Source organism: Knoellia remsis (assembly GCF_003002895.1).
GTDB lineage: Bacteria > Actinomycetota > Actinomycetes > Actinomycetales > Dermatophilaceae > Knoellia > Knoellia remsis.
In genome coordinates this window covers 79762-86124 of record NZ_PVTI01000017.1, presented here as the reverse complement: position 1 = coordinate 86124, position 6363 = coordinate 79762, and the positions used below count along the sequence as shown (strand labels likewise).

Here is a 6363-nt window from a genome sequence, read left to right as displayed (position 1 = left end):
TCGTTCAGTTCATCGAGGGTCTTCACCTCGGGCATTGGGGTGAGCCAGGTGCGGCGGAACCGGCCGACCTCGCCCTCGACGCCGCCCTTCTCGTGCGCCCCTTCGATGCCGGGGTGGCAGTAGAACGCGTCGAAGCCGTAGTGGGACCGGAACAGCACCCACCGCGGGTTCTCGGTCCGGCGCCGACCCGAGCCGTACAACACCTGGGACACCGCGGAAGTCAGGTTGTCGTAGCGGATGTGTCCGGTCGGGACCCCACCGAGAGCCTCGAACGCTTCGATGTGCCCTTGGAGGAACGCCTCTTGACCGCACGTCGGGTACACCCGGTGGACCGCGGCGCCGGAGTGGGACAGGCGGTACACGAACAGGTGGCACTTGGTCTTCACCCCATCCAAGACCACCCACACCTCGCCGAAGTCGACCTCCGCCTCCACACCCGGGGCGTGGTCTTGCGGGACCATCGCGACCACCGCGACCTTGCCGTGCTCGACCGCGATCTCCGGCCGACGCCGGCGGACGTAGTCCCGCACCGTCGAATACGACACCTGCGCGTCGTGCTCATCGACCAGACGGGCGTGGACCCGGCGGGCCGTGTGTCGCTGCTTCCTCGGCGCGTCCAGATCGGCGACGAGCATCGCATCCACGACCTCGACGTACGGGCCGAGCTTCGGCGCGACCCGCGTCGGGGTCTTCCGACCTGGCGGTTCCGCCGACGCCAACGCCTGCCGCACCGTCCGCCGGTGCACCCCATGACGGCGCGCGAGCTCCCGGATCGAGTACTCCTCGACCCGGGCATCCCGACGGATCGCCGCGAACAACTCCACCCGAGACCCCGTCCCGGACACCACCACCGATGCGTTCGTCGCCATAGCTGCAACGCTGGCGCGGGGTGGGGCCAAATCAGACCGTCACACCACCCGACACGCAGACCAGGTGGAGCCACCCCAAGCCGTCATGGTGGGGCCAACTCAGGCTGTCAGAACCAGCCGGGGTGTCACAGCAAGCTTGCATAACGTCGCTGATGGCGCCGAGTCATGCAAAGTAGCCCGCATGCGGCTGTGCAGTCTTCGGTGCATCTCGACATCTAGCAAATCGTCGCGGCTGTCGAGATGCAGCCAATTGTGACGCACCTGTGCAGTCGTCCGCATACGCTCAGCGCATGGCAGTCAAGACGATCACCATCGACATGGAGGCCTACGAACGACTCAGTCGCCTGAAGGACGGCGGCTCCTTCTCGCAGGTGATCAAGAAGCACCTCCCCGTACCCGGCGCCATGGCTGGGGACCTCCTGACGTCCCTCGACTCAGCCGCGGTCTCGGACACGACACTTGATTCGGTCGAGGAAGCAGTCGCAAATCGTCGCAATCACCCCGTCCGCGAACCGCGCTGGTGATGATCCACCTCCACACGATGTTCCTGCTTGTCGAGTGATGCAGGTGCTGGGCGATCTACCCGTCATCGAGCCGGGTACACGGGTCGCCGATGCCTACGCCCGCGTCCATGCGAGCCTGACCCAGCATAGCACCCCGATTGCCACCATGGACCTGCTGATCGGCTGCACCGCGCTCAACGGTGACGCTGCCCTTCTCACGGCCAACCGCGCACACTTCTCACGGATCGTCGGAATGCGAGTCTTGAGCTACTGACCCGCGGGTTCACGCCCGCGCTCAGCCCGTCAGGATCTGCTCGATGCCGTCCCGGTAGGTCGTCACCTCGAACTCGGGGAACCGTGCCGCGAACTTCGAGCTGTCGAACAGGTTGTCGCCGCGATACCGCGCCAACAGTTCGAACATCTCATCCAGCGTCTCGTTGAACCTCCGCCCGATCCGGAACGCGAGCATCGGCAGCACCGTGTAGCCGATCCGCCGCCCCAGCACCTCGCCCGCGATCTCGACCAGCTGCGCATACGTCTTGCGGTCCGGGTCGATCGGCAGGTGCCACGTCTGCCCGAACGCATCAGGAGTGTTGCCGAGCAGGGCCAGCGCGCGGCTCGCGTCGGGAGTCCAGATCAGCGACCGCTTCGTGTGCGCGTTGACCGGCACGAACGGCCGCTTCCCCGCGCGGATCCGGTCGAACACCAGCGAGTTCGTGTAGCTCTTCGTCCGCCCCGGCCCATAGAACTCCGGCGCCCGACCGATGAGCGCCTCGACCCTCCCGGCCTCCATCGCGGAGAGCAACATCTGCGCCAGTTCGCCGCGGACGCGCCCCTTGCGTCCAGCGGGTGCGTATGCCGTCCGCTCGTCTTGCGGTTCCGGCGTCCCGGGGTACATGTACGTGTTGTCGAAGAAGACGAGCTTCGTGCCGTGCTCGGCGCACGCGTCGATGACGTTGCGCATCATGACCGGGAACTGTCGCTCCCACAGCTCCGAGTCCAACGGCAGCCCGACGGTCAGGTAGGCGACGGAGCTGCCCGCGACGGCGCGACTCGTCGCCTCGGCATCGGTGAGGTCCGCGACGACGAGCTCGTCGCTCTCGTTGACCTTGACCGGCTTGCGGCTGACGAGCCGAATGTCCTTGGTGTGACTGCGAACGAGCGCGCGGGCCAGCTCGTCGGCGATCGGTCCGCCGGCCCCGAGGATGGTCTGCATGGAAGCCCTCTCCACCGTGGTCGATGCGCCCGCCGGGCGAGGCGGTGCGAAGTTAACACTGCAAACATAGCACCCGACGCGCTACTATGTGAACGCCGCTCACTTCCAGCCGCACCACCCGAGGATGCCCGGCATGACGGCGACGGCCACCCGCTCCACCTACCACCACGGCGACCTGCGGGCTGCCCTCGTCACGGCCGCCAACGCCATGCTCGAGGAGGGCCAGCCACTGTCGCTGCGCGCCCTCGCCCGCCGTGCCGGGGTCTCACCGACCGCGCTCTACCGCCACTTCGCCGACAAGGAAGCCCTCGAGTCGGCGCTGGCCGTGCAGGGCATGCGGGACCTCTTCGCCGACCTAACAGCGGGCCGACCCGGCAGGAACGGCACCGCCGGCCCGGCGATGCCCTCGACGCGCAAGGAGGTCATCGAGCTCGGCGTCCGCTACGTCCGCTTCGCTCTCCGGCGCCCGGAGCTGTTCAAGCTCATGTTCGGCCGGGAGTGCGACGTCGAGAACGACGAGCGGGTGCGCGCCGCGGCCGCCCTCCATGACCACCTCGCCGCGGTCATGGCCCAGGTCTTCCCGGACGCGAACGCCGACGACCTCGCCACCGCAGGCTGGGGCCTCGCCCACGGCCTCGCCTTCCTCCACCTCGACGGCAAGCTGCCCAAGGACAAGCCGCGCGCGGTCGACCGACGCGTGCGGGCGGCATACGCCGCCATCCTCCCGACCACGAACTGACCGAGCGGACAAGGACACCCCATGACCAAGCGCATCCTCGTCGTCGTCACGAACGTCGACCACTACGACGCCGACCCGTCACACCCGACCGGCCTGTGGCTCTCCGAGCTCACCCACGCCTGGGACATCTTCGAGGAGCACGGGTTCGAGCAGACGATCGTCAGCCCCGCCGGCGGGAAGTCCCCGCTCGAGCCGCGATCGCTGAAGTTCCCCACCTACGACAAGTCCGCCAAGGCGTGGCACAACGACCCGGAGCGGATGGCGCTGCTCGAGACGACCAAGAGCCCCCAGGACATCGACTCGGCCGACTACGACGCGATCTACTTCACCGGCGGCCACGCGGTCATGTTCGACTTCCCCGGCAGCGAGGGCCTGCAACGGATCACCCGCGAGATCTTCGAGCGCGGCGGTGTCGTCGGGGCGGTCTGCCACGGCTATTGCGGCCTGCGCGACACCCGGCTCTCCAACGGTGACTACCTCGTCGCCGGCCGCAACCTCACCGGCTTCTCGTGGCGCGAGGAGGTCCTCGCCCGCGTCGACAAGCTCGTCCCGTACAACATCGAGGAGGAGATCCAGGAGCGCGGCGCCCACTACTCGAAGGCGCTGCTGCCGTTCGTGTCGAACGCCGTCGTCGACGGCACCCTCGTGACCGGCCAGAACCCGGGGTCGGCCAAGGAGACCGCCACCAAGGTCGCCGAGCTGCTGTGAGCGCGACCCGACGTCCGGCTGTCGTAACCAGCGCGGACCCTGTCGCACGCGGCGCTCGCCGCGCGGAGTTGCCCGAGGTTCGGTACGTTCGCTGTCGTGCAGGTAGGTGCCTGCACTGCACGACCAAGGAAGCACGAGCGGGCTGAGGGGGCCGCGTGGTTCAGGTCCCTCACCCGATCGTCCACACCATCGGGAGAGAGTCATGTCAGACCAGCAGGAAGCAACCCACGCCCCCAGCCGCCGCCTCATCCTCGGTGGCGGTGCCTCGCTCGCCGGACTCGCCGTGGCCGGCGTCGCCGGAGCACCGGCCGCCCAGGCCGCCTCGTACGTTCGGCCCGTCAAGGACCCGAGCCGTCACCCGATCACGGCGCAGTGGCGTCAGCCCGGTGACTGGGCTGCGGGCTACCACACCGGTGTCGACATCGGTTGTCCCGTCGGCACGCCCGTCTACGCGACCATCCATGGCGACGTCCGCACCGGCCGCGCCGACTGGGGCAGCGCCTACGGCACGATGATCCTTATCAACGACAACGTCGACGGTTCGGACTGGGGCTATTGCCACCTGTCGCGGCGGGTCGTGTTCGACGGTGCACGGGTCGCCACCGGTCAGCTCATCGGCTACTCCGGCGAGACCGGTCGCGTCACCGGCCCGCACCTGCACCTCGAGCGCCGTCCGCGCTACGGCAAGTACGGCTCGGACCTCAACCCCAACCTCTGGCCCTGACCTCGACTGACTCACACACAGGGTCGTATGCCGGCCGCGCGAGCAGGTGGGCACCCTCACCTGCGCGCGTGGCCGGCTTCGTCCCCCAAACCGACCGCGCGTTGCCCTCAGCCCCGATAGCGTGGAGGCATGGACATGCTCATGGGGGAGCAGATCGCCCACGCCAACCTGTCCGACTGGCGCAAGCTGGCCCAAGGCCTGCATGCCCGCTACCTCGTCGAGGACTTCGCCGCCGGCGCGCGGTTCGTCGCCGCGATCGCCGAGGCCGGCGACGAGATCGGACACCATCCACGGGTCGCGATGGGCGCCGGCCACGTCGACCTCGAGCTCGTCACCGACGACGCGATCTACCGCGACGACGACGGCACCGAGTACGTCATCGAGTGGGTGACCCAGCAGGACGTCGACCTCGCCCGCAGGATCACCGAGCTCGCCGCCGCCCACAAGGCCGGCCCCGACCCCGCCTCCGTCAGCGAGCTCGAGCTGGGCCTCGACACGGGCGACTCCGCGACCATCGCGCCCGTGTGGGCGGCCCTGCTCACCGGCGACGCGGACGCGCAGGGCCGCGGCACCCCGGGCGACGAGGTCCGCGACGCGACGGTGCGGGTCCCCAACCTCTGGTTCGGTGACGCCGACGAGGGCCGGGCCGAGGATGCCGCCGAGGCGCCTCGCGGACGCTTCCACGTCGAGGTGTACCTCGCCCCGGAGGCTGTCGAGGACCGCATCGCCGCAGCCGTCGCCGCCGGAGGGACCGTCGTCGACGACAGCCAGTCACCGGGCCTGACCGTCATCGCCGACCAGGACGGCAACCGGGGCATCCTCTGCGTCGACACCTCGGCCGTGGCGCAGGGCTGATCCGCCCGGATGGGGCTCCGCGGCGCGCGGACGGCATACCCAATCCGGCTCGCGAGCCGAGCCGTCATTCGCCAGCCGGATCGATCCGGCTCACGAGTCACGGCGCGGCTCGCGAACCGTTTCGTGCAGGAGGGGGGACCTCATCGAGGCGCAGGACTTCACGTCACCCGGTCTCCCCGAGTCGCGGGTGTAGCCATGTGCGCACACATCGTGATGTGGGCCGTCGGGCGTTCCTTCTAGGGTCGAGTCCATGACCGATCATGACGACCGCGCCAGCGGCGACTTCCTCACCCGGCTCGGGCCCGCTCTCGCGGGCGGTCGCGCGACGCTTCAGGCGTTCTACGACTCGCTCGATCAGTCCGACGCCGCGGGCCGGCTCATCGTCGCCCACTACCTCGCGGACGCCCAGGACTCGCTCGAGGACGAGGTCCGCTGGGACGAACTCGCCCTCGACCTCGCCCCCCAGGTCACCGACGCCGATCTGCATGCGCTCCATCCGAGCCTGAACATCGCCGGCTTCGTCCCGTCCCTGCAGCTCAACCTCGCGGACGGATATCGCCGTATGCAGCGCTTCGCCGATGCGTCCACCGCGCTGTCCGCGTCCCGTGCCGGCAACGACAGGCTCCCGAGCGAGTCCCCAGAGCAGCAGGCCTACCGGCAGCTCATCCTCGACGGACAACAACGCGTCGCCGATCTCATCGATGCGCGGGATTCAGTCTCCACAGGCCTCCCGGACACCCGATGACCCG

The 6363-nt window shown here is 69.0% G+C and carries 9 protein-coding genes; 7 read left to right on the top strand and 2 right to left on the bottom strand.

The features are described 5' to 3' along the window. The coding region (gene istA / locus BCF74_RS11140) for an IS21 family transposase (RefSeq protein WP_146132942.1) at positions 1–869 on the bottom strand (869 nt) is incomplete at its 3' end. A 290-nt stretch (positions 870–1159) separates the two neighbouring features. On the opposite strand from istA, the gene BCF74_RS11135 reads away from it, so the two are divergent. After that, entirely contained in the window at positions 1160–1393 is a 234-nt protein-coding gene (locus BCF74_RS11135; protein ID WP_106298036.1) for an antitoxin VapB family protein, read from the top strand. A 34-nt stretch (positions 1394–1427) separates the two neighbouring features. Beyond that, the gene (locus tag BCF74_RS11130; protein ID WP_106298027.1) at positions 1428–1646 is read left to right on the top strand and encodes a type II toxin-antitoxin system VapC family toxin; all 219 of its coding nucleotides are present in this window, start codon (positions 1428–1430) and stop codon (positions 1644–1646) included. A gap of 21 nt (positions 1647–1667) precedes the next feature. Here BCF74_RS11130 and BCF74_RS11125 read toward each other — a convergent pair whose 3' ends face one another. Then, the gene (locus BCF74_RS11125; protein WP_106298026.1) at positions 1668–2588 is read right to left on the bottom strand and encodes an NAD-dependent epimerase/dehydratase family protein; all 921 of its coding nucleotides are present in this window, start codon (positions 2586–2588) and stop codon (positions 1668–1670) included. A gap of 133 nt (positions 2589–2721) precedes the next feature. Between BCF74_RS11125 and BCF74_RS11120 the strand changes: the two genes are divergently transcribed. The 5 genes from BCF74_RS11120 to BCF74_RS11100 all read left to right on the top strand — a co-directional run bounded on the left by BCF74_RS11120 (position 2722) and on the right by BCF74_RS11100 (position 6359). Further along, entirely contained in the window at positions 2722–3327 is a 606-nt protein-coding gene (locus tag BCF74_RS11120; protein WP_106298025.1) for a TetR/AcrR family transcriptional regulator, read from the top strand. 21 nt (positions 3328–3348) lie between these two features. Next, positions 3349–4035: a type 1 glutamine amidotransferase domain-containing protein gene (locus BCF74_RS11115; RefSeq protein WP_106298024.1), complete on the top strand. Its 687-nt coding sequence runs from the start codon at positions 3349–3351 to the stop codon at positions 4033–4035. Between the two features lie 202 nt (positions 4036–4237). Then, entirely contained in the window at positions 4238–4759 is a 522-nt protein-coding gene (locus tag BCF74_RS11110) for a M23 family metallopeptidase (protein ID WP_106298023.1), read from the top strand. Positions 4760–4888: 129 nt separating this feature from the next. Further along, entirely contained in the window at positions 4889–5614 is a 726-nt protein-coding gene (locus tag BCF74_RS11105) for a 4a-hydroxytetrahydrobiopterin dehydratase (protein WP_106298022.1), read from the top strand. 250 nt (positions 5615–5864) lie between these two features. Beyond that, a complete protein-coding gene (locus tag BCF74_RS11100; RefSeq protein ID WP_106298021.1) occupies positions 5865–6359 on the top strand; it encodes a hypothetical protein in 495 nt (164 codons plus the stop codon). Positions 6360–6363: the final 4 nt, after the last annotated feature.